This is a genomic window from Micromonospora sp. WMMA1947 (assembly GCF_027497355.1).
GTDB lineage: Bacteria > Actinomycetota > Actinomycetes > Mycobacteriales > Micromonosporaceae > Micromonospora.
In genome coordinates, this window is sequence record NZ_CP114909.1 from 1,853,656 (window position 1) to 1,871,807 (window position 18,152).

Sequence of the window (18,152 nt, forward strand, 5' to 3'; positions counted from 1 at the left end):
TGGCACGGTCGCCAACCGGTTGGTTCCGGGCCGACGCGGGCAAGTGAAACCCATCGACGTCGTCCGGTGACTGACGGTGACGGCTGATGCTCCCCCGGGCGGCTCCGGGCGACCACCGGATACGGTGCGGGGAGCCCGCACGGCCGGTACCCGCCGGCGACGCCGGTAGCCATGCCGACGGTTCCCCGACCGGCATCGGCGGCCGACCTGTGATGGAGGAGGCGCACCCATGACGTCCGAGGCTCCGCACCGCCCCGGCCAGGAGCCGGGCGAGGTGTCGCCGGGCACCGGCGGACCGGTGCCGTACGGCGATCAGCCGGCGCAGCAGGACAACGGGTACAACGGCGCACCCGACCTCGGCTGGGCACCGCCCCCGCCGGCCGGTCGGCCCGCGCAGCCGGCCCCGGCCTGGGCCGCGAACGACGACCAGCCACCCGCGTGGGCCCCGCCCGCCGGGCAGCCGGTGACCGGGCGGGCGACCGCCCAGGTCCCGCAGCCCGCCTGGGGCGGCAACGACCAGGGCAACCCCGCCTGGTCCGGTTCCGGTGGCCCGGCCTGGGGCAACCAGGAGCAGTCCGGCCCGGACCGCGGCGCCGAGCAGGCACCGCCCGCCTGGGCCGCCACGCCGCCGGGCAGCCCGGCCGAGCCGTCGCAGGCCCCCTGGGCCGCCGCCGAGCAGAACCGTCCCGGATGGAACGCCGGCGAGCAGCAGCAGGGCTGGTCGCCGTCCGGTGACCCGGCCGCCCGCGGCACCGGCTACGTGCCCGCCCCGGCCACCGTGCCGAACGAGACCTGGGTCACGCCCGCCCCCGCGGACGACCCGCATCGCTCCGGCGGCTTCGCGCCCACCGCCGGGCAGCACGAGGACGCCTCCGGTCGCGCCGGTGGCTGGGCCGCCGCGCAGCAGCAGCAGGACGACCCGAACCGCTCCGGCGGCTGGAACCCGCGCGACGAGCAGCCCGCCGCGTCCGACGACCCGAACCGCTCGGGCGGCTGGAACCCGCGAGAGAGCCAGCCGGCCTGGGCGCCGGGTCAGCAGACCGGCGCCACCTGGCCGCCGGCCGACCCGCCCGCCCGGGCCGCCGCAGCGGTCTCGGTACCCGGTGCCGCCCGGCCGGACCACGCCTGGTCCACTCCGGAGCAGTCCGATCAGGACAACCGCCCGGCCGAGGACAGCGGCGGCTGGCGCGCGACCGGTGGGCCGCAGCACGACGAGGGACAGCGTTCCGGCGGCTGGCCCGCCCCGCAGGGCGAGAACCGGTCCGGCGGCTGGGACGAGCCGGCCCGCGCCGAGGACCCGGACCGCTCGGGCGGCTGGGCTGCCGGGCGCGCCGCGAACCCGGCCGAGGCGGCGCAGCCGGGTGGCTGGGAGCCGAACCGGCAGTCCGGCGACTGGGGTGACGGCGCCGCCGTACCGCAGCAGCGTGACTCCGGCGAGCAGGCCGGCGCCTGGAGCGGCGCGGCCGCCGTACCGCAGCAGCACGAGCCCGCGCGGCCGGCGGACGAGCCGGCGCAGCCCGCCTGGGGCGCCGCCGCGCCGGCCGAGGCGTCGGCCCGCGCCAGCGTGTCCGTGCCGTCGACCGACGCACCCGCCGGCTGGGGCGGCAACCAGGACGAGCGTCCGGCCGCACCGTCGCCCGAGCCGTGGCCGCAGGCCGAGGCGTGGGGCCGGTCCGAGGACTCCGCCCCGGCCTACCAGCCCGCCCCCGCGCCGGGCATCTCCCCCGGCAACGCGGTGCCGCTGCCGGCGCAGCAGCAGCGGGTGCCGGGCGCCGCGCTGGCCGCGTCGTCGCCCACCGACCACCCGGGCAACGAACCCCAGGGGTACGAGCCGGAGCGCGGCGACGGTGGCTGGAACGCGTCCCGCCCCGAGGAGCCGCAGTCGCCCGCCGTTCCCGCACCGCGTACCTCCCCGGAGGGCGGCCCGGTTTCGGCGAGCGCGTCGGTGCCGGTGGCCAGCCGGGTCACCCCGCCGTCCGACCAGCCGCTGCCGACCGGCGGCCCCACGCCGCAGCCCCGGGTGTACGGCCGTCCCGCCCGCCCGGAGCCCGAGGACGCCCCCGAGCCGGACGAGCCCGGGTTCCCCGGCCAGGACGGGCCGCACGGCAACGGCTTCCCCGGCCCCGGCCCGCAGTCGCGGTCCGAGGACGCCGACGGCCCGCAGGGGTACGCCGGCGCGCCCTCCTCGCCCGCCGCGCCGCCGTCGTTCCCGGTCGGTATGCCGTCCTTCGCGGACGCGCCCGGCAACACCCGTCCCGCCAACGGCGTGCACCCGGGCGGCGAGCAGCCCGGCACGGGTCGCGACCCGTTCGGTGGCCCGCAGAGCCCGTACGGCAACCCCGGCGGCCAGGACCCGTTCGGCGGTCCCGGCGGTCGGCCGGAACCGTTCGGCCCCGGCGGTCAGCAGGAGTCGTTCGGCGGCCCCGGCGGTCAGCCCGACCCGTTCGGCGGTCCCGGCGGTCAGCCCGACCCGTTCGGCGGTCCGGGTGGGCAGCAGGCGGCGTTCGGCAGCCCGGCCGGGCGGCCCGAGCCGTTCGGCGAGCCGGACCGGTTCGGCCCGCCCGCCGGAGGACGCGCCTCGGTGGCGGTGCCCGGCCAGGGCCCGGCCGGTGGCGGCAACGCCTTCCCGCCGCCTCAGCAGGCCCCGCCGGCCTGGTCGCAGGACGGGCCCGGCACCGAGCCGGAGCAGGGCCGCTTCGACGCGTTCAAGCCGGATGCCACCGAGTCGCAGACCGAGGCGCCCCCGCCGAAGGTGCGCAACGGCCGGGTGCTCGCCGCCGTGCTGATCGCCGCGGTGCTCATCCTCGCCGTACCGCTCGGCCTGCTGACGCTGCTCGGCAAGGTCGGCGACAAGTCGGACGGCTTCGACCCGGCGGTCGGCTCCTGCGTGAAGCAGTCCGGCACGAGCGCCGTGGCCGCCGACTGCGGCGAGCCGGGCGCGTTCAGCGTGGTGTCGAAGGTGGACAACAAGGACAAGTGCGCCGACCTGTCGCAGCCCTCGGTCTCGGTCGAGGGCGGCGGGACCACCCGGGTGCTCTGCCTGAAGCCCGCCGGCCAGTAACCACACGTACGCGGAGCGCCCATCCCTCGCCGGGGTGGGCGCTCTGCGCCGTTCCGGTGTGCGTCTGTTCACCCCGGGATCGCCGGGAGCCCGCCCGGCCGGTGCGGCACGATGGGGGCATGAGCGCACGCGTACGGGCACCGGAACTGCGGGGTCGGGCCTGGCTGAACACCGGCGGCAAGGCCGTCACACTGGCCGACCTGCGCGGCAAGATCGTCCTGCTCGACTTCTGGACGTTCTGCTGCATCAACTGCCTGCACGTGCTGGACGAGTTGCGTCCGCTCGAGGAGAAGTACGGCGACGTCCTGGTCGTGATCGGGGTGCACTCGCCGAAGTTCGAGCACGAGAAGGACCCGGCGGCGCTGGCCGCGGCCGTCGAGCGGTACGGCGTGCACCACCCGGTGCTCGACGACGCCGAGATGGACATGTGGCAGCAGTACGCGGCCAAGGCGTGGCCGACGCTCGCCGTGGTCGACCCCGAGGGGTACGTGGTCGCCACCATGGCCGGCGAGGGGCACGCCGAAGGACTGGCCCGCCTCATCGACGACCTGATCGACACCCACGAGGCGAAGGGCACGCTGCACCGGGGCGAAGGCCCGTACGTGCCGCCCGCCGAGCCGGACACGGTGCTGCGGTTCCCCGGCAAGGCGCTGCCGCTGGACGGTGGAAACCTGCTGGTCAGCGACTCGGCCCGGCACTCACTGGTCGAGCTGGCCGCCGACGGCGAGACGGTGGTCCGCCGCATCGGCGCCGGTTCCCGGGGGCGTACGGACGGCCCGGCCTCCGCCGCCACGTTCGCCGAGCCGCAGGGGCTCTGCCTGCTGCCGCCGCACGTGGCCGAGGTCGCCGGTTACGACGTGGTGGTCGCGGACACGGTCAACCACCTGCTGCGCGGCGTACGGCTGTCCTCCGGCGAGGTGGTCACCGTGGCCGGTACCGGACGGCAGTGGCGCTCGACAGTCGACGACCACGCGCACGACGCCCGCGCGGTCGACCTGTCCTCCCCTTGGGACGTGGCCTGGTACGACGACCGGGTGATCGTCGCGATGGCCGGCATCCACCAGCTCTGGTGGTTCGACCCGATCAAGCGGACCGCCGGCATGTACGCCGGGACCACTGTCGAGGCGCTGCGCGACGGCCCGCTGCCGGACGTGTGGATGGCCCAGCCGTCCGGGTTGTCGGTCTCGGCCGACGGCGCCCGCCTGTGGGTGGCCGACAGCGAGACCAGCGCGATCCGGTGGGTCTCCGGCGGCGAGATGCACACCGCTGTCGGTCAGGGCCTGTTCGACTTCGGGCACGTCGACGGCCCGGCCGACCAGGCGTTGCTCCAGCATCCGCTGGGCGTATGCGCGTTGCCCGACGGCTCGGTGCTGATCGCCGACACGTACAACGGGGCGGTGCGCCGCTTCGACCCGGAGACCGGCCAGGTGGGCACCGTGGCGGACGGGCTGGCCGAGCCGAGCGACCTGGTGCTCACCGGGGAGGGCGAGGTGCTGGTGGTCGAGTCGGCCGCGCACCGGCTGACCCGGCTGGCCCCGGGTGCGCTGACGTCGGCCGGCGCGAACACGGTGGACGGCCCCCGGCACCGGCTGGAACGCAAACCCACCGACGTGGCGGCCGGTGAACTGGCCCTGGACGTGATCTTCACGCCGGCGTCGGGGCAGAAGCTCGACGAGACGTACGGGCCCTCAACCCGGCTGGTGGTCTCGGCGTCCCCGCCGGAGCTGCTGGTCGAGGGCGCGGGCACGACCACCGAGCTGTCCCGCAGGCTGGTGGTCAGCGGCGACGTGGCGCAGGGGGTACTCCAGGTGACCGCCCAAGCGGCGACCTGCGACGCCGACGTCGAGCACGCGGCCTGCCACCTGACGCGGCAGGACTGGGGCGTACCGGTGCGGGTGGTCACCGGCGGCGCGACTCGCGTACCGCTGGTCCTGCGGGGGATGGACGCCTGACCGGAGGTGTTAAGAAGGGCCCCTTCCTCTACCGGAGGCGTTAAGAAGGGGCCCTTCCTTTCACGCGAACGGAGTGAGCGTCACCCCCGCGTCGACAAGCGCGGCCCGCACCAGCTCCGCGCACCGCACCGCACCGGGCGTGTCGCCGTGCAGGCAGATCGACTCGACCGGGGCGGGGATCACCGTCCCGTCGACGGCGACCAGCGTCCGCTCGACGGCCATCCGTACCGCCCGGACGGCCACCTGCTCCGGGTCGGTCACGAGCGCGTCGGGTGAGCTGCGCGGCACGAGCGTGCCGTTGGGGAGGTAGTTGCGGTCGGCGAACCCCTCGGCCACCACCCGCAGTCCGGCGCCCGCGGCGAGCTGGGCCAGCACGGTGCCGGGCTGGCAGAGCACCGGCAGCTCGTGGTCGTATCCGCTGATCGCCGCCACCAGCGCGGCGGCCTGACCCTCGTCGTGGGCCGCCGCGTGGTAGAGCGCCCCGTGCGGCTTGAGGTAGCGGACCCGGGTGCGGTACAGGCGGCAGAAGGCGTCGAGCGCCCCGAGCTGGTAGATGGTCTCGTCGCGCAGCTCGGCGAAGTCGTACGCGATGTGCCGCCGGCCGAAGCCGGCGAGGTCCCGGTAGCCGACCTGCGCGCCCACCGCGACGCCGCGTTCGGCGGCACCGGCGCAGACGCGGTGCATGGTGGCCGCGTCGCCGGCGTGGAAACCGCAGGCGACGTTCGCGGAGCTGATCAGGTCGAGCAGTGCGTGGTCGTCGCCGAGCCGCCAGCTTCCGAATCCCTCGCCGAGGTCAGCGTTGAGGTCCATGGAACGTCACCGTAGTGCCTGGCCGGGCCTGGGCGAGCGCTGTCACGTCGTCCACCACTCCGATGACCGGGTACCCGCCGGTGGTGGGGTGGTCGGCCAGGAAGACCAGCGGTTGACCCGACGGCGGCACCTGCACCGCGCCGAGCACCAGACCCTCGCTCGGGAGTTCGCCGGCCACCGCGCGGGTCAGCGCCGCGCCGGCCAGCCGCGCGCCGACCCGGTTGCTGTCCGGGCTCACCGTGTACGCGTCGCGGCACAGCAGGTCCAGCGCCTCGGGCGTGAACCAGTCCTGCCGGGGGCCGGGACGCACGCTCAGCCGTAGCTCGTCCGGGACCGGCCCGGTGACGGGGACGTCGACGGGTGCGGGTGGGCCGGCCGGGGTGCCGAGCGGCAGCCGGTCCCCGTCGCGCAGCGGCGGCGGTCCGAGGCCGGAGAGTGTGTCGGTGGCGCGGCTGCCGAGCACCGGTTCGACGGCGATCCCGCCGCTGACCGCGAGCCAGGTCCGTACTCCGGCGTGGGCCGGTCCGACGCGCAGCACCGCGCCCGCCGGGAGCGAGAGCGGCCGTCCCACGTCGCCCGGCCGGATGTCCCCGGTCCGCCACTCGACGACCACGTCGGCCGGGGCGCCGATGAGCGCGACGGCGACGGCCCGGGTGAACCGCAGGGCACAGCCGGTCATGGTGATCTCCAGCCCGGCGGCGTGCTCGTCGTTGCCGACGAGCCGGTTGGCCAGGCGCAGGGCGGCCGGGTCGAGGGCTCCGGAGCGGGGTACGCCGAGGTGCGCCCACCCGGACCGGCCCTGGTCCTGAACGGTGGTGAGCGCCCCGGCCCGCAGCACCTCGATCACGACGCGTCGACCAGCCGGACGCGGGTGCCGGGGGTGAGCCGGGCCGGCGGGTCGGCGTGCACGTCGAACAGCGGCAGGTCGGTGCGGCCGACGAGCAGCCAGCCACCGGGTGACGCGGCGGGGTAGATGCCCGCGTACGGGCCGGCGAGCGCGACCGAGCCGGCCGGCACCCGGGTACGCGGCGTGGCGAGCCGGGGGACGGCGAGCTCGGGCGGCAGCCCGGTCAGGTACGCGAACCCGGGCGCGAAGCCGCAGAACGCGACCCGGAACTCGGTGCGCCGCAGCCGGTCGACGACGGCGGGCACGTCGGTGTCCCAGTGGCCGGCGACGCGCGGCAGGTCCTCCCCGTCGTACACGACTGGGACCCGGACCTCGGCGGTGGCCGGGCCGGAGACGGCGGTGCGGGGCCGCCAGCCGGCGATCCGCGCGGCGGCCGTCTCCGGGTCCGGTACGCCGTCGAGCAGCACGGTGACCGCGCCCGGGACGATCTCGGTGGCGGTCAGTTCGCCTGCCTCGCGCCGGTGCCACAGTTCGGCCCGCCACGCCTGCGCCTGCTCCGCGTCGTCGCAGTCGAGGAGAAGGGCGTACGCCCCGACCGGCCGGATCCGCATCCGGTCATCCTCCCGCCGGGTGAGGTGACGGTCCACACTACTTGCAAGTAACCTACGCTGTCGTAACCTAATGACGTGACGACCTCCGCACCGTTCCGGCTCCGGCCGGCCGACATCGGGAAGCCGCGTATGCGCGGCTGGCTGCACGCGTACGCGTTCTTCGCCGCTCTCGTCTGCGGCATCGTGCTCTGTTCGATCGCCGCCGGTCGTCCCGGCTGGGCACCGCTGGTGAGCTGCCTGATCTACAGCTTCACGGTGTGCGGGCTGTTCGGCACCAGCGCGCTCTACCACCGGCGGGTCTGGTCCGAACGCGGCTATCAGATCATGCGCCGGATGGACCACTCGATGATCTTCGTGTTCATCGCCGGGACCTACACACCGTTCTGCGCGCTGCTGCTGGACACCCGGCAGGCCACGATCATGCTGAGCCTGGTCTGGGGCGGCGCGATCGCGGGCGTGGCGGTCAAGCTGATCTGGCCGCACGCGCCGCGCTGGGTCTCCGCCCCGCTCTATCTGGCGCTCGGCTGGGTCGCGGTGGCCATGCTGCCGCAGATCCTGCACGCAGGTGGCGTGACCGCGCTGGTGCTGCTGAGCGTGGGCGGCGCGATCTACAGCGTGGGCGCGGTGTTCTACGCGCTGCGCCGGCCGAACCCGTGGCCCACCGTCTTCGGGCACCACGAGTTCTTCCACGCCTGCACGCTCGTCGCGGCGATCTGCCACCACATCGCGATCTACTTCGCGTTGTTCGCCTGAGCCGAGCCGGACCGGCCCCGGACATGCGCGAGGGCCCCGCACCGTTGCGGGGCCCTCGGGTTCTGGGGGGTCAGGCCGGGTAGCCCGAGCCCGGACGGCGCACCTCGCGGTACTCCTCGCGTACGACGCGGTCGTCGCGCACCGGCACCACCGGCTCGGCCACGACCTGCTCGCGTACCGGAGCGGCCACCACACGGCGGCGGCTGTTCCAGAAGTAGAGCGTGGTGAGCAGGCCGGCGACGCCGGCGAGCATGAGCACCCAGCCCACCACGTTGAGGTTCAGCCATCCGAGATTGGCGTCGACGGCGAACGCGAAGATCGCGCCGAGCGCGATGAGGAAGATGCTGGCACCGATGCCCATGACGTCGCCTCCTTGGCGTCCTGCTGGCGTTTCCTGCCCGCCGCGGCCATGGATGAGGTAGCGGCACTCATCGACATACCCAGGCGCTTTGATCGTCAATCAGGCAAGCTGGGCGGTATGACGGATGGCAGGAACGGGCAGCGGACGCTGGTGCTGCTGCGGCACGCCAAGGCCGAGCAGTCCGGGGACCTCCCGGACGCGGAACGGTCGCTCACCGCGCGGGGGCACGCCGACGCCGCCACCGCGGGCGCCTGGCTGGCCCGGCACGCGCTGCTCCCCGACGTGGTCCTCTGCTCGCCCGCCCGGCGCACCCGGCAGACCTGGCACGACGTGGCGATGGGCATGAGCGGTGCCCCGCCGGAGGGCGGTCCCGCGGGCCCGGCTCCCGCGGTGCGATACGAGGTGACCGCGTACGACGCGCTTCCGGATCAGCTGCTGGAGCTGCTGTGGACGGTCGAGCCGACGGCCGGGACGGTGCTGCTGGTCGCCCACAACCCGGGGATCTCCCTGCTGTCGGCGCTGCTCGATCCGCAGCGGGCCGACCCGGACGGGCTGCGGACCACCGACCTGGTGGTGCACCGGCCGACGACCCGCTGGGCCGACCTCGCGCCGGGGAACGCGCCGATCACCGGCCGCCACACCGCGCGCGCCTGAGCGGCCGGGCTCAGCCGACGCGGGTGTCGTACGCCGCCCGGTTGGCGAGCACGTCGTCCATGTGCGCCTCCGCCCAGGACTTCAAGCCGCGGATCATCTCGTGCAAGGAGTACCCGAGGTCGGTCAGCTCGTAGGTGACAGTGACCGGCACCGTCGGCTCCACGGTGCGGGTGATCATGCCGTCGCGTTCCAGGGCGCGCAGCGTCTGGGTGAGCATCTTCTGGCTGACCCCGGGGAGCGTGCGGAACAGCTCGGAGTACCGCCTCGGCCGCGGGTCGCCGGCGCAGTCCGCGCCGAACCGGTGCGAGCCGTCGCTGCGCAACGCGGCCAGCACCAGCGTGACCCACTTGTCGGTGATCCGGTCGAGCAGTTGCCGGCTGGGGCACCCGGCCAGGAACGCGTCGTACTCGGCCTTGCTCATCTCTGCTCCTGCCGCCTCGGTGAGCTACGCACTTTGAGGTGCCTACTTCCCGATGGAAAGTTACACCTCGATAGTGGAAGCCGGCCGCCCCGATCCGGCGGCGTCGCGAAAACGACGAGAGGTACACGCATGGCCCGCACCACCCTTCCCGGCGGCACCTGGACGCTGGGCGACCTGACCGTCACCCGGTTCGGCTACGGCGCGATGCAACTCGCCGGCCCCTGGGTCATGGGACCACCGGCCGACCACGAGGGCGCCCTGGCCGTGCTGCGTGAGGCGGTCGCGCTCGGCATCACCCACATCGACACCAGCGCGGCGTACGGGCCGCACGTCACCAACCGGCTGATCCGGGAGGCGCTGCACCCGTACCCGGAGACGCTGCACATCGTCACGAAGGTCGGCGCGGACCGGGACGAGCAGGGCGGCTGGCCCACGGCCCGGGATCCGCAGAGCCTGCGCCGACAGGTCCGGGAGAACCTGGAGACGCTCGGCGTGGACGCGCTCGGCCTGGTCAACCTGCGGCTCGGCGACGCCGAGGGGCCGAAGCCCGGCTCGCTCGCCGAGGCGCTGGAGACGCTCGTCGCGCTCCAGCAGGAGGGCGTGATCCGCCACCTGGGCCTGAGCAACGTGACGCCGGAACAGGTCGCCGAGGCACGGACCATCGCACCGATCGCCTGCGTGCAGAACCGGTACAACCTGGCCCACCGCGACGACGACGACCTGATCGACGAACTGGCCCGGCAGGGTGTCGCCTACGTGCCGTTCTTCCCGCTCGGCGGGTTCACCCCGGTGCAGTCCTCGGCGTTGTCGGCGGTGGCCGAGCGCCTGGGGGCGACACCGATGGGCGTCGCCCTGGCCTGGCTGCTGCGGCGCTCGCCGAACATCCTGCTGATCCCCGGCACCAAGTCCGTCGCGCACCTGCGCGAGAACATCGCCGGCGCCGGGCTGGCGCTCTCCGGCGACGACCTCGCCGAGCTGGACCGGATCGGCCGCTGAGACGCGTCAGGACGGAGGGGCCGTCGGCGGCGGCGGGTCGGGCGGCGGCGGCATCATCGCGGTCGGATGCGACAGCCGGTTCTCCTCCACGATGAGCGTGCGGGCCCGCTTGCGGCGGTCCTGCCAGAACCACAGCGTGGTCAGCAGGACGCCCAGCCCGGCCAGGATGAACACCCAGCCGACCGCGCGCAGGTCGATCCACCAGACGTTGGCTCGGATGGCGAAGGTCATGATCGCGCCGAGCGCGATGAGAAAGATGGCGCTACCAATGCCCATGTGCGCTGCACTCCCCCGTGCGATGGCCTTGGGCGTACTCGGTCGTGGTCCGCGACGGTTACCCGCCACCGGCCCGCCTATCCACCCGTGGCGCACGCACGACGACGGCCGGCGGGCTGGTGCCCGCCGGCCGTCGTCATGAGGGGGAGAGTGACGCTTCAGGGGTGAAAGCCCCCGGAAGGGCTCAGAAAGCCTCCTCCGGGAGGTCCATGATCTCCAGGTCGGTGCCCTCGATGATCCGCCGGTCGGCGCCGATGCGGGGCAGCACCTCGCGGGCGAAGAACCGGGCGGCGGCGACCTTGCCGGTGTAGAAGGACTTGTCGGCCGCGGAGACCTCGCCGGCCAGCGCCTTCAGCGCCACGTCCGCCTGCTTCTGGAGCAGCCAGCCGACCACCAGGTCACCGATCGCCAGCAGGAACCGGCGGCTGCTCAGGCCGACCTTGTAGAGCGCGCGGGTGTCGCCGCCCTGGGCCTCGCCCAGCCAGCCGGTCATCACGCCGAGGATGTTCTGGATCTCGGCGAGCGCCTTGCCGAGCGCCTGACGCTCCTCCTTGAGCTGGCCGTTGCCGGCCTCGGAGGCGATGTGCTCCTGGATCTCGGCGGCGACAGCCATCAGGGCCTTGCCGTTGTCCCGGACGATCTTCCGGAAGATCAGGTCGAGGCTCTGGATCGCGGTGGTGCCCTCGTACAGGGTGTCGATCTTGGCGTCGCGGACGTACTGCTCCAGCGGGTAGTCCTGGAGGAAGCCGGAACCGCCGTAGGTCTGCAGCGACTCGTGGCCGAGCAGCTCGTACGCACGCTCCGAGCCGACGCCCTTGACCAGCGGCAGCAGCAGGTCGTTGACCCGCTTGGCCAGCTTGGTGGCCTTCTCGTCACCGGCCGCCTCGGCGATCGCGACCTTGTCCTGCCAGCTCGCGGTGTAGCAGACCAGCGCGCGCAGGCCCTCGGCGTACGACTTCTGCAGCAGCAGCGAGCGGCGCACGTCCGGGTGGTTGGTGATGGTCACCCGCGGGGCGGTCTTGTCGGCCATCTGGGTGAGGTCGGCGCCCTGCACCCGGTTCTTGGCGTACTCCAGCGCGTTCAGGTAACCGGTGGAGAGCGTGGCGATGGCCTTGGTGCCGACCAGCATCCGGGCGTACTCGATGATCATGAACATCTGGCGGATGCCGTCGTGCTTCTCGCCCAGCAGCCAGCCCTTGGCCGGTACGCCGTGCTCGCCGAAGGTCACCTCGCAGGTGTTCGAGACCTTCAGGCCCATCTTGTGCTCGACGTTGGTGGCGTAGACGCCGTTGCGCTCGCCCAGCTCGCCGGTCTCGGGGTCGAAGTGGTACTTCGGCACGACGAACAGCGACAGGCCCTTGGTGCCCGGGCCGCCGACGCCCTCGACGCCGACCGGACGGGCCAGCACGTAGTGGACGATGTTGTCGCTCAGGTCGTGCTCACCGGAGGTGATGAAGCGCTTCACGCCCTCGATGTGCCACGAGCCGTCCGGCTGCTGGATCGCGCGGGTACGGCCGGCGCCCACGTCCGAGCCGGCGTCCGGCTCGGTGAGGACCATGGTCGAGCCCCACTGCTTGTCGATGAACAGCCGGGCCCACTTCTTCTGCTCCTCGGTGCCCTCGACGTGCAGCACGTGGGCGAAGGACGGGCCGGAGGCGTACATCCAGATCGGGGCGTTGGCGCCGAGCACCAGCTCGGCGAGCGACCACCAGAGGGCGCGCGGGGCGTTGGTGCCGCCCAGGACCTCCGGCAGGTCCAGGCGCCAGAACTCGGAGTCCATGAACGCCTTGTACGACTTCTTGAACGACTCCGGCAGCGGCGCGGTGAACGTCGCCGGGTCGAAGACCGGCGGGTTGCGGTCGCTGTCCGAGTAGCTGGCAGCCAGGTCCTCGCGGGCGAGACGGTCGACCTCGCCGAGGAAGCTGCGGGCGGTGTCGACGTCCAGGTCCGTGAACGGAGCCTGGCCGAGCGTCCGGTCCGCCCCGAATACCTCGAACAGGTTGAACTCGAGGTCCCGCACATTGCTCTTGTAGTGGGTCATGCTCGCTGGCCCCGCTTCCGGACAGGTGTTACCGATCAGTAACTCCAGACTGTATTACTCGCCGGTAGGCAACGACAAGCGGATCTCGGAAGTGACAGCGATTACACACTTCCCGTTCATCCGTCGGCGGCGCCGACCTCCCAGCTCGGAACCGGGGCGGCGGTGGCGCTGCGCGGGCCGACGTACTCCATCAGGACCAGCGCGATGTCGTCGTCGAGCCGGCCGTGCACCCACTCGACAAGGGCGGTCTCCAGCGAGGCCAGCCCGTCGGCGACGGTGCCGTGACCGAGCAGCCGCCAGGCGCGGTCGGCGGTGGGGAAGAATTCGCCGTCCCGGCGCGCCTCGCCCAGCCCGTCGGTGAACAGCAGCAGCCGGTCACCCGGCTCCAGCCGCTCCACCCGGGGCCGGACCACGGGCATGAAGCCGAGCGGTGGCGCGGGCGCGGGCGGCTCCAGCGGTATCACCGCGCCCCGGCGCAGCAGCAACGGTGACGGGTGCCCGCAGTTGACGATGGTGAGCGTGCCGCCGCGCTCCTCGACCAGGGCCGCGGTGACGAAGTCCTCGTCGCCGACGTTGCGGGCCACCGCCCGGTCCAGGTCGGTGACCACCGCACGCAGGTCGGCCCGCTCGTACGCGACGTGCCGGTAGGAGCCGAGCACGATGCTGGCCAGGCGAACGGCGTCCAGCCCTTTGCCCCGTACGTCACCGATGATCATGCGGACGCCGTACGGGGTGTCCATCACCTCGTACAGGTCCCCGCCGATCTCGGCCGTAGCGGTGGAGGAGATGTACCGGGCGGCCACTGCCAGCGTGCCGACCTGCGGGCCGAGCGGTCGCAGCACCGCCTGCTGGGCGACCGAGGCGAGCCGGGACAGCTCGGCGATCCGGTCCACCTGACGCTGGCGCATCGCCGCCGTGGCCGCCGCGATCGCGGTGGCCACCCCGACCGCTGTCACGTTGACGACTGTCACCAGCGGGCTGCCCCGCTCCGCGACCGCGAAGCCGATGCCGAGGGCGATGGCCAGCCCGCCCACCGCGAGCACCACTCGCCAGGACGCCAGCGCCGCCGCGATGAACGGCGCGACAACCATCAGCGCGAGGTAGTGCGCCGGACGGCCGTCGGCCAGTTCCACGGCGACCACGATCGCGAGCAGCGCAAGGGCCGCGCCGAGGCCGGCGCGGGATCCGGGACTCAGCGGGCCTCGGCCCGGCTGGAAGGGTTGCGTGCGTACATCGGACAGCATGCCTGATGGACGTGAGCGGGAGAATGAACCTGGCCCGTCGGTCGTGGAAGTTCTGCCCGAGTGGCCGGACGCTCCTATGGCGCGTCAAGTGGCTGGGGTGGGCTTTCGAGGCGTCGGTAGAGGTCTCTTGCGATGTATCGCTTGAGGCAGCGTTTGATCTCTCGGTCGGTTTTGCCTTGGGCGCGGCGGCGGTCGGCGTAGGCGCGGGTGGGCTCGTCGTAGCGCAGTCGGGACAGGGCGACGGTGTGCAGGGCGCGGTTGAGTTGCCGGTCGCCTGAGCGGTTGAGCCGGTAGCGGATGGTTTTGCCGGATGAAGCAGGGATCGGGGCGGCGCCGGCGAGCATGGCGAACGCGGCGTCGTTGCGGCAGCGTCCGGGGTGGGACCAGGCGGTCAGGACGGTGGCGGCGACGATGGGTCCGACGCCAGTGAGGTCGAGCAGGTCGGGGCGCCAGGAGCGCACGATCATGCGGATGGCTGTCTCGTGGCTGGCTGCCTCCGTTTCCAAGGTCCGAATGCGTCGGGCGAGATCACGTAACACTGCCAGCGCGGTGGCGGCCTCGATGTCGCCACCGGCCGTGGTCGGTCGCAGCCGGCCAGCCGTGGTGATCATCGTTCGGGTGCGCTGCCCGCGAAAGCGGGTTCGCACCGCTTCGGGAGCGGTGATGACCATCGCGTGCAGCTGCCGCTGGGCGGCGGTGGCAGCCTCGACGGCCGCCCGGCGGGCGGTCAGCCGCATCTGCAGCGCTGCCCGCTGAGGCCCGGTCTTGGGCTGCGTCAGCCGGGTGCGGGCCAGGGCATCACGGGCGGCGCGTTCGGCGTCGATCGGGTCGGACTTCGCCCCGGCCCGGCGAGTCGGCCGCTTGGGGCGGTCCAGCTCGACAACCAGCTCACCGGCATCGGCCAGATAACGGTGAAGGCCGGCGCCGTAGCCGCCGGTGCCCTCCAGCGCCCAGGCCCGCAACCCTGACTGCTCATCGGCCAGGGCTACCAGCTCGGCGTAGCCGTCCGGGTCGGTGTTCACCCTGACCCGTGCCAGCACGGCACCGGTGCGGGCATCGAGGACCGCGGCGGTGTGGGTGTCTTTGTGCGTGTCGACGCCGATGACGACCTCGACCAGATCTGCCAGCATGGACATGCGTTCTCTCCTCACCGTGGGGGACGCGAGGTCCGGTCCGGCGCGGAGATGGCAGGACTGTGATGAGACACGCCAGCCGCTAACTGGCGGTCAAGCTCCTGATCAGGCCAAACGTCTCCCGCCGGGCCGGCGCTGGCAGCAGCAGACGGACAAGTCCCGCCAAGGGCACAAAGCCAGTCAGACGAAGGGTCACGCCTGCCACTGCCAGCCATCAGCTCATCACTACTGAACCGACCCCGCCATGCTCACAGTCAGCCGAGCACCTCGTACCGGACGTCGACGTGACCGAGGCTCGTGGCGGCGATGGTCGCGAACGCGGCGCGGGACAGGTCCAGGCACCGGCCCTCGATGAACGGACCGCGGTCGTTGATCCGCACCACCACCGACTTGCCGTTGGCCGGGTTGGTCACCCGGACCTTCGTGTTGAACGGCAGCGTCTTGTGCGCGGCGGTCAGCGCGTTCGGGTTGAACGTCTCGCCGTTCGCCGTCATCTGACCCTCGGCGTAGAAGGAGGCGCCGCAGGAGCCGCTGTCCACGACCTTCGGGCTGCTCGTCTTCTTCGCCGTCGGCGACGGGGAGGCGGTCCTGGCCTTGCTCCGGGAGGCCGCCTGCGTACGGCTCGCCTTCGGGCTGGCGGTGGCCTTCGGCGACGGGCTGAGGCTCGCGCTGGGCGAGGCCGACGCGCTCGGCGAGGGAGAGGCCGACGTGGGGGCGGGCGTGCTGGGCAGCGTCTCGACCACGGCCGGCTCGGCGGGCGGCTCGGCGGAGGTGAGCCGCACGGCGCCGACGGTACCGCCGACCGCGAGGGCCACACCGACCGCCGCGGTCGCGGCGATGGCGGCGGGCGAGGAGAACTTGCGGGTACGAAGGTGCCTAGCAGCCACCGGCCCGGTCCTTTCGTCAACTGACAAACCGGCCCGGACCGTAACGAGAGAAGCACTTCCGAAGTCAACGTGATCATGGTGCTATGCCCGCATTTACCCTGGTACGTGTAGCCGATCACGCCACCGTCGATCGGCCGAACGGCCCACCGATCCGCCAGGACGGAAACCGTGGATCCGCCAGGATGGAAACGTGCTGAACCGTCGCCTGGTCGAGCTGTTCCGGTGGGTCGACCCCGGGCCGGGCAGCACCCACCTGGTCAGTGACATCTCCGGCTGGTGGCGCGACCCCGACGTGCTGGCCCAGGTCGGGCCGGCGCTGGCCGGGCTGTTTCCGGACGCCCGCCCGACCGTCGTGATCGCACCCGAGGTGACCGGGCTGCTGCTCGGCCCGCTCGTCGCGGTCGCCACCGGAGCCGGTTTCCTGCCCGCGTACAAGGACGGTGGCGAGCGACGCCGGGTCGGGCCGACGCGCTGGGCCGACACACCCTCCGACTACCGGGGACGGCAACTGCGGGTCGGCGTGGACGGCCGGCGGCTGGGCCCCGGCGACCGGGTGCTGCTGGTCGACGACTGGGTCGACACCGGCGCGCAACTGGACGCGCTGTGCCAGGTCGTGGCGGACGCCGGGGCCGAACTGATCGGCGCCGCCGCCCTCGTCGCGACCTGCCCGCCCGAGGTCGCCGGGCGGCTGAGGCTGCGTGCCCTGCTCACCGGCGACCAGTTGCCGTGAGACGCCGGCAAACCGGATGAGCCACGGCGGTACGGTGCCGTAGCGTCGACGGCATGTGGCCCCGCATCGGTGGATTGCGCGCACTCGCCCTCGGCACGCCCGGCGAGCTGCGCACCCGGCTCAACACCCTCGTGCTCTCCGGCGTGAAGACCGCCACCGCCGGCCTCGTGCAGGAATACGACGAGGACGGCGAGGAACTGGAGTACGTCGGCGAGCGGCAGGTGCTCGTCGACGACAACGACCAGTTCCTCGCCGTGATCGAGGTGACGGGCGTCGAGGTGGTGCGCTTCGCCGACGTGCCGTGGGACTTCGCCCGCGCCGAGGGCGAGGGCGACCGGTCGATCGAGGAGTGGCGCGAGGGCCACGGCGCCTACTGGGCCCGGCAGGGCACCCCGGTCACCGACGACACCCGGATCGTCTGCCTCCGCTTCCGGCTGGTCTCCACCGAGGGCAGCGTCGGCACCTAGCCGGCCCGGCGCAGCTCCGGCAGCAGCGCCGCCGCCTCCACCAGCACCGCCTCGTCGCCGGCGTACCAGCTGCTGGCCCGGGGCCAGTGCGTCACCACGTCGGTGAAGCCCAGCCGGGCCGCCCGGGCCACCTGCTCGGCGAGAAAGTCGGCACTGGTCAGCGAGAACACCGGAGCCGAGTCGAGCGACAGGTAGCGGTCGAGCGTCGCCGGGTCACGGCCGGCCTGCTCCAGCGTCCGCGTCATCCGGTCGGACAGCTCCGCCACAGTGCCCCACCAGGCCTCGATGTCGTCGCCGCCGAGCCCGGTGGTGACCCAGCCCTGCCCGAACCGGGCGACCAGCCGCATCGAGCGGGGCCCGTTCGCGGCCACCACGAACGGCACCCGGGGCTGCTGGACGCACCCCGGGTTGTTGCGGGCGTCCACAGCGGTGAACCACTCCCCGCGCCAGGTCGTGCCGTCCTCCCGCAGGATCGCGTCGAGCAGCTCGGTGAACTCGGCGAACCGGTCGACGCGCTGCCGGGGCGGCAGCGTCTCGCCGCCGAGCACCGCCGAGTCGAAGCCGATGCCGCCCGCGCCCAGGCCGAGCAGCACCCGACCGTCGGACACGTCATCCAGCGCCGTCACCTGCCGGGCGAACGCCGCCGGGTGCCGGAAGTTCGGCGACGCGACGAGCGTGCCGAGCTTCACCCGGGAGGTCACGCCGGCCGCCGCGGTCAACGTCGTCCACGAGTCGAACCACGGCCCGTCGACCAGGTCACGCCAGCCCAGGTGGTCGTAGGTCCAGGCGTGGTCGAAGCCCCACTCGTCCACCTGCGCCCACCGCCGACGCGCTTCCGACCAGCGCTGGTCGGGCAGGATCACGATGCCGATTCGCATGATCGCCAGGGTACGACCCGGGTCGGACAT

Annotated in this window: 18 protein-coding genes; 7 read left to right on the forward strand and 11 right to left on the reverse strand. The window is 73.3% G+C overall.

Annotated features, from left to right (window positions below; all coding sequences use genetic code 11):
* Nucleotides 1-229: 229 nt before the first annotated feature.
* Complete coding sequence (locus tag O7604_RS08960; RefSeq protein WP_281579387.1) at nucleotides 230-3,061, forward strand: hypothetical protein; 2,832 nt, start codon at nucleotides 230-232, stop codon at nucleotides 3,059-3,061.
* 119 nt (nucleotides 3,062-3,180) lie between these two features.
* On the forward strand, nucleotides 3,181-5,013 hold the full coding sequence (locus tag O7604_RS08965) for an NHL domain-containing thioredoxin family protein (RefSeq protein WP_281579388.1): 1,833 nt from the start codon (nucleotides 3,181-3,183) through the stop codon (nucleotides 5,011-5,013).
* 60 nt (nucleotides 5,014-5,073) lie between these two features.
* On the opposite strand, the gene O7604_RS08970 is transcribed toward O7604_RS08965, so the two are convergent.
* Genes O7604_RS08970 through O7604_RS08980 form a run of 3 tightly spaced genes read right to left on the reverse strand, consistent with a single transcriptional unit; the run spans nucleotide 5,074 to nucleotide 7,281 of the window.
* Nucleotides 5,074-5,823, reverse strand: a complete 750-nt coding sequence (locus O7604_RS08970; RefSeq protein WP_281579389.1) for a 5-oxoprolinase subunit PxpA — start codon at nucleotides 5,821-5,823, stop codon at nucleotides 5,074-5,076.
* Complete coding sequence (locus O7604_RS08975; RefSeq protein ID WP_281579390.1) at nucleotides 5,807-6,670, reverse strand: biotin-dependent carboxyltransferase family protein; 864 nt, start codon at nucleotides 6,668-6,670, stop codon at nucleotides 5,807-5,809. Before O7604_RS08975 ends, O7604_RS08970 begins: the two co-directional genes overlap by 17 nt.
* The gene (locus tag O7604_RS08980; protein WP_281579391.1) at nucleotides 6,667-7,281 is read right to left on the reverse strand and encodes an allophanate hydrolase subunit 1; all 615 of its coding nucleotides are present in this window, start codon (nucleotides 7,279-7,281) and stop codon (nucleotides 6,667-6,669) included. Before O7604_RS08980 ends, O7604_RS08975 begins: the two co-directional genes overlap by 4 nt.
* A gap of 75 nt (nucleotides 7,282-7,356) precedes the next feature.
* On the opposite strand from O7604_RS08980, the gene O7604_RS08985 reads away from it, so the two are divergent.
* Nucleotides 7,357-8,034, forward strand: coding sequence for a hemolysin III family protein (locus O7604_RS08985; protein ID WP_091413751.1), 678 nt, complete (start codon nucleotides 7,357-7,359; stop codon nucleotides 8,032-8,034).
* Nucleotides 8,035-8,104: 70 nt separating this feature from the next.
* Here O7604_RS08985 and O7604_RS08990 read toward each other — a convergent pair whose 3' ends face one another.
* Nucleotides 8,105-8,395, reverse strand: a complete 291-nt coding sequence (locus O7604_RS08990) for a DUF6458 family protein (RefSeq protein WP_091413749.1) — start codon at nucleotides 8,393-8,395, stop codon at nucleotides 8,105-8,107.
* Between the two features lie 117 nt (nucleotides 8,396-8,512).
* Between O7604_RS08990 and O7604_RS08995 the strand changes: the two genes are divergently transcribed.
* Nucleotides 8,513-9,049 (forward strand): histidine phosphatase family protein, encoded by a 537-nt coding sequence (locus O7604_RS08995; protein ID WP_281579392.1) that lies wholly within the window; start codon nucleotides 8,513-8,515, stop codon nucleotides 9,047-9,049.
* Between the two features lie 10 nt (nucleotides 9,050-9,059).
* On the opposite strand, the gene O7604_RS09000 is transcribed toward O7604_RS08995, so the two are convergent.
* A complete protein-coding gene (locus tag O7604_RS09000) occupies nucleotides 9,060-9,470 on the reverse strand; it encodes a helix-turn-helix domain-containing protein (protein WP_281579393.1) in 411 nt (136 codons plus the stop codon).
* 129 nt (nucleotides 9,471-9,599) lie between these two features.
* Here O7604_RS09000 and O7604_RS09005 point away from each other — a divergent pair, with 129 nt between their 5' ends.
* Nucleotides 9,600-10,466 (forward strand): aldo/keto reductase family oxidoreductase, encoded by an 867-nt coding sequence (locus O7604_RS09005; RefSeq protein WP_281579394.1) that lies wholly within the window; start codon nucleotides 9,600-9,602, stop codon nucleotides 10,464-10,466.
* A 6-nt stretch (nucleotides 10,467-10,472) separates the two neighbouring features.
* On the opposite strand, the gene O7604_RS09010 is transcribed toward O7604_RS09005, so the two are convergent.
* The 5 genes from O7604_RS09010 to O7604_RS09030 form a co-directional block, all read right to left on the reverse strand.
* The gene (locus O7604_RS09010) at nucleotides 10,473-10,742 is read right to left on the reverse strand and encodes a DUF6458 family protein (RefSeq protein WP_013283345.1); all 270 of its coding nucleotides are present in this window, start codon (nucleotides 10,740-10,742) and stop codon (nucleotides 10,473-10,475) included.
* 184 nt (nucleotides 10,743-10,926) lie between these two features.
* The gene (locus O7604_RS09015) at nucleotides 10,927-12,783 is read right to left on the reverse strand and encodes an acyl-CoA dehydrogenase (RefSeq protein ID WP_281579395.1); all 1,857 of its coding nucleotides are present in this window, start codon (nucleotides 12,781-12,783) and stop codon (nucleotides 10,927-10,929) included.
* A gap of 116 nt (nucleotides 12,784-12,899) precedes the next feature.
* A complete protein-coding gene (locus O7604_RS09020) occupies nucleotides 12,900-14,027 on the reverse strand; it encodes a PP2C family protein-serine/threonine phosphatase (protein ID WP_269703178.1) in 1,128 nt (375 codons plus the stop codon).
* Nucleotides 14,028-14,101: 74 nt separating this feature from the next.
* A complete protein-coding gene (locus O7604_RS09025; protein ID WP_120572001.1) occupies nucleotides 14,102-15,163 on the reverse strand; it encodes an IS110 family transposase in 1,062 nt (353 codons plus the stop codon).
* A gap of 251 nt (nucleotides 15,164-15,414) precedes the next feature.
* Nucleotides 15,415-16,047, reverse strand: coding sequence for a septal ring lytic transglycosylase RlpA family protein (locus tag O7604_RS09030; protein WP_281579396.1), 633 nt, complete (start codon nucleotides 16,045-16,047; stop codon nucleotides 15,415-15,417).
* A 190-nt stretch (nucleotides 16,048-16,237) separates the two neighbouring features.
* On the opposite strand from O7604_RS09030, the gene O7604_RS09035 reads away from it, so the two are divergent.
* Both O7604_RS09035 and O7604_RS09040 read left to right on the forward strand, forming a co-directional pair.
* Nucleotides 16,238-16,777 carry a phosphoribosyltransferase family protein gene (locus tag O7604_RS09035; RefSeq protein WP_281579397.1) on the forward strand — a complete coding sequence of 180 codons (540 nt, stop codon included), beginning with the start codon at nucleotides 16,238-16,240 and terminating at the stop codon, nucleotides 16,775-16,777.
* Nucleotides 16,778-16,830: 53 nt separating this feature from the next.
* Nucleotides 16,831-17,244, forward strand: a complete 414-nt coding sequence (locus tag O7604_RS09040) for an ASCH domain-containing protein (RefSeq protein WP_269703181.1) — start codon at nucleotides 16,831-16,833, stop codon at nucleotides 17,242-17,244.
* Here O7604_RS09040 and O7604_RS09045 read toward each other — a convergent pair.
* Nucleotides 17,241-18,152 carry an LLM class flavin-dependent oxidoreductase gene (locus O7604_RS09045; protein WP_269706953.1) on the reverse strand — a complete coding sequence of 304 codons (912 nt, stop codon included), beginning with the start codon at nucleotides 18,150-18,152 and terminating at the stop codon, nucleotides 17,241-17,243. The genes O7604_RS09040 and O7604_RS09045 overlap by 4 nt on opposite strands.

What these genes read in the sequence shown, in the direction of transcription:
- O7604_RS08960 (WP_281579387.1), top strand. Translation starts at nt 230, where the DNA reads ATGACGTCCGAGGCTCCGCACCGCCCCGGCCAGGAGCCGGGCGAGGTG.
- O7604_RS08965 (WP_281579388.1), top strand. Translation starts at nt 3,181, where the DNA reads ATGAGCGCACGCGTACGGGCACCGGAACTGCGGGGTCGGGCCTGGCTG.
- O7604_RS08970 (WP_281579389.1), bottom strand. Translation starts at nt 5,823, where the DNA reads ATGGACCTCAACGCTGACCTCGGCGAGGGATTCGGAAGCTGGCGGCTC.
- O7604_RS08980 (WP_281579391.1), bottom strand. Translation starts at nt 7,281, where the DNA reads ATGCGGATCCGGCCGGTCGGGGCGTACGCCCTTCTCCTCGACTGCGAC.
- O7604_RS08990 (WP_091413749.1), bottom strand. Translation starts at nt 8,395, where the DNA reads ATGGGCATCGGTGCCAGCATCTTCCTCATCGCGCTCGGCGCGATCTTC.
- O7604_RS08995 (WP_281579392.1), top strand. Translation starts at nt 8,513, where the DNA reads ATGACGGATGGCAGGAACGGGCAGCGGACGCTGGTGCTGCTGCGGCAC.
- O7604_RS09000 (WP_281579393.1), bottom strand. Translation starts at nt 9,470, where the DNA reads ATGAGCAAGGCCGAGTACGACGCGTTCCTGGCCGGGTGCCCCAGCCGG.
- O7604_RS09005 (WP_281579394.1), top strand. Translation starts at nt 9,600, where the DNA reads ATGGCCCGCACCACCCTTCCCGGCGGCACCTGGACGCTGGGCGACCTG.
- O7604_RS09010 (WP_013283345.1), bottom strand. Translation starts at nt 10,742, where the DNA reads ATGGGCATTGGTAGCGCCATCTTTCTCATCGCGCTCGGCGCGATCATG.
- O7604_RS09015 (WP_281579395.1), bottom strand. Translation starts at nt 12,783, where the DNA reads ATGACCCACTACAAGAGCAATGTGCGGGACCTCGAGTTCAACCTGTTC.
- O7604_RS09020 (WP_269703178.1), bottom strand. Translation starts at nt 14,027, where the DNA reads ATGCTGTCCGATGTACGCACGCAACCCTTCCAGCCGGGCCGAGGCCCG.
- O7604_RS09025 (WP_120572001.1), bottom strand. Translation starts at nt 15,163, where the DNA reads ATGTCCATGCTGGCAGATCTGGTCGAGGTCGTCATCGGCGTCGACACG.
- O7604_RS09040 (WP_269703181.1), top strand. Translation starts at nt 16,831, where the DNA reads ATGTGGCCCCGCATCGGTGGATTGCGCGCACTCGCCCTCGGCACGCCC.
- O7604_RS09045 (WP_269706953.1), bottom strand. Translation starts at nt 18,152, where the DNA reads ATGTCCGACCCGGGTCGTACCCTGGCGATCATGCGAATCGGCATCGTG.